This window comes from Rhodopseudomonas sp. BR0C11, assembly GCF_010820945.1.
Classification (GTDB): Bacteria; Pseudomonadota; Alphaproteobacteria; order Rhizobiales; family Xanthobacteraceae; genus Rhodopseudomonas; species Rhodopseudomonas palustris_H.
The window spans coordinates 1-2,924 of the sequence record NZ_QTKI01000517.1; the positions used below are offsets into that span (position 1 = coordinate 1).

General features: G+C 64.8%; 3 protein-coding genes and 1 pseudogene. 3 read left to right on the forward strand and 1 reads right to left on the reverse strand.

Features of this window, described 5'->3' with window-relative positions; genetic code table 11:
• The 3 genes and pseudogenes from DYI24_RS24390 to DYI24_RS24400 form a co-directional block, all read left to right on the forward strand.
• The coding region (locus DYI24_RS24390) for a cytochrome P450 (RefSeq protein ID WP_164574157.1) at window positions 1-411 on the forward strand (411 nt) is incomplete at its 5' end.
• A 33-nt stretch (window positions 412-444) separates the two neighbouring features.
• Window positions 445-1,617, forward strand: coding sequence for an acyl-CoA dehydrogenase family protein (locus DYI24_RS24395; protein WP_164574158.1), 1,173 nt, complete (start codon window positions 445-447; stop codon window positions 1,615-1,617).
• 147 nt (window positions 1,618-1,764) lie between these two features.
• A pseudogene (locus tag DYI24_RS24400) lies at window positions 1,765-2,250 on the forward strand (CoA transferase); the annotation flags it as partial.
• A gap of 9 nt (window positions 2,251-2,259) precedes the next feature.
• On the opposite strand, the gene DYI24_RS24405 reads toward DYI24_RS24400, so the two are convergent.
• Window positions 2,260-2,924, reverse strand: a 665-nt coding sequence (locus DYI24_RS24405; RefSeq protein WP_164574159.1) for a CoA transferase, incomplete at its 5' end; no start/stop codon positions are given.

Below are 2,924 nucleotides of genomic sequence, written 5' to 3' on the forward strand. Positions count from 1 at the left end.
ACGCTGCGGGCCAATCCGAAGCTGATCGACACCATGGTGCCCGGGGTGATCCGCTGGCAGACGCCGCTGGCCCACATGCGCCGCACCGCCCTCCAGGACACCGAGCTCGGCGGCAAGACCATCCGCAAGGGCGACCGCGTGGTGATGTGGTACGTTTCAGGCAACCGCGACGACGAGGTGATCGAGCTGCCAGAGGAATTCATCATCGACCGCGCCCGGGCCAGGATCCACCTGTCGTTCGGTTTCGGTATCCATCGGTGCGTCGGGATGCGCTTGGCCGAATTGCAACTGAGGATCGTATGGGAGGAGATGCTCAAGCGTTTCGAGCGTATTGAAGTTGTCGGGGAGCCGAAGCGGGTGTATTCGAGCTTCGTCAAGGGCTACGAGTCCTTGCCGGTCCGGGTCTCATGACCTCCCCCCAAAACCAACAAGAAGACGCAGCCGATGAAACACCATGCCGCGGAGCAGGACGAATACCACGACATCCGCGACGCCGTCGCCAAACTGTGTGCGCAGTTTCCCGGCGAGTACTGGCGCAAACTCGACCGCGAAATGGCCTATCCCAAGGCTTTCGTCGACGCCCTGACGGAGGCCGGTTACCTTTCCGTTCTGATCCCCGAGGAATACGGCGGCGCCGGCCTGAAGCTGTCGGCCGCGGCGGCGATCCTGGAAGAGATCCAGCGCGCCGGCTGCAACGGCGGCGGCTGCCACGCCCAGATGTACACCATGGGCACCCTGCTGCGGCACGGCAGCGACGAGCAGAAGGCCAAGTGGCTGCCGAAGATCGCCAGCGGTGCACTCCGCCTGCAGGCGTTCGGCGTCACCGAGCCGACCTCGGGCACCGACACCACCTCGCTGAAGACCTTCGCCAAGAAGGACGCCAACGGCGACTACATCGTCAACGGCCAGAAGATCTGGACCAGCCGGGCGGAATATTCCGACCTGATGATCCTGCTCGCGCGCACCACGCCGAAGGATCAGGTGACCAAGAAGACCGAGGGTCTCTCGGTGTTCCTGGTCGACATGCGCGAAGCGCGCGGCCATGGCCTCGAGATCCGCCCGATCCGCACCATGATGAACCACGCCACCACCGAAGTGTTCTTCACCGACATGAAAGTGCCGAAGGAGAATCTGATCGGCGAAGAGGGCAAGGGCTTCCGCTACATCCTCTCCGGCATGAATGCCGAGCGCATCCTGATCGCCTCGGAGTGCGTCGGCGACGCCAAGTGGTTCATCGCCAAGGCCAGCGCCTACGCCAAGGACCGCACCGTGTTCGGCCGGCCGATCGGCCAGAACCAGGGCATCCAGTTCCCGATCGCCAAGGCCTACGCCAACATGCGCGCGGCCGAGCTGATGGTGAAGGAAGCCACCCGCAAGTACGAAGCCGGCATGGATTGCGGCGCCGAGGCCAACATGGCCAAGATGCTCGCGGCCGACGCGTCGTTCGAGGCGGCCAACGCCTGCATCCAGACCCACGGCGGCTTCGGCTTCGCCGAGGAATACGACGTTGAGCGCAAGTTCCGCGAAACCCGGCTGTATCAGGTCGCTCCGATCTCGACCAACCTGATCCTGTCGCATCTCGCCGAGCACGTGCTCGGGATGCCGCGGTCGTACTGAGGGCGCGGGCAGCAACCGCTGCCTCGCTTGAACCGTCTCCTTCGTCATTGCGAGCGAAGCGAAGCAATCCAGAGCCGAGTGCACCGAGCCTGGATTGCTTCGTCGCTTCGCTCCTCGCAATGACGTAGCCATTGCAGGATTGATTGGATGCTTCCGCTCGAAGGACTGACCGTCATCGCCGTCGAACAGGCGGTTGCCGCGCCATATTGCAGCTCGCGGCTCGCCGATGCCGGCGCCCACGTCATCAAGATCGAACGGCCCGAAGGCGATTTCGCCCGCGGCTACGACGCCGCCGCCAAAGGCCAGAGCAGCTACTTCGTCTGGCTCAACCGCGGCAAGGAATCCGCGGTGGTCGACCTCGCCACCAAGGAAGGCCGCGCCGAGCTGGAAAAGCTGATCGCATCGGCCGACGTCTTGCTGCAGAACCTCAAGCCCGGCTCGATGGACAAGCTCGGCTTTGCGCGCGAGCGGCTGCGCAAGGACTACCCGAAACTGATCATCTGCACGATCTCGGGCTACGGCGACGAGGGCCCCTACGCCCATCGCAAGGCCTATGACCTGTTGATCCAGGCCGAAAGCGGTCTCGCCTCGATCACCGGCGGCCCGGAAAGCGCCTCGCGCGTCGGTCATGTTGGTCCTCGCTTACTTGCGCTTGTCGCCGATGCCCGGCACTGCGCCGTAGCGGCGCTCGTCGCCGACGAAGATCGCTGCCGGCGCCGGATAGCTGACCTTGCCGTTCGGGGTGTCGACTTCGATCCGGCGCAGATGCGGATGGTGCGACAGGTCTTCCATCGCGTTGACTTCGGCGAACGCAATGTCGGCGGCGGCCAGATGTTCGAGCAGATCGTCGCGGGTCAGCGAGCCGAAGATGTCGGCCACGATCTTATCGGTGTAGGCGCGGTTCTTGACCCGCTCGACGCCGTTGCACAGCCGCGGATCGTTCGGCAGGTCAGGCTGGCGCAGCACGTCCGAGCACAGCTTCTTCCACTCGCGCTCGCTCTGGATCGAGATCAGGATGTCCTTGCCGTCCTTACTGGTGAACACGCCATACGGCGCGATCGACGGATGGGCGAGGCCGAGACGCTTGGGCGGATTGCCGGCCTCGGCGTTGAGCAGCGGCACGGTCAGCCAGTCGGCCATCACGTCGAACATCGAGATACGGATGTCAGCACCCTGGCCGGTGCGGCCGCGGCCGATCAGCGCCTCAAGGATTGCCGCATGCGCGGTGGCGCCGGTGGCGACGTCGACGATCGACATGCCGACGCGCGAGGCGCTTTCCGGGCCGCCGGTGATCGGGGCGAGACCGC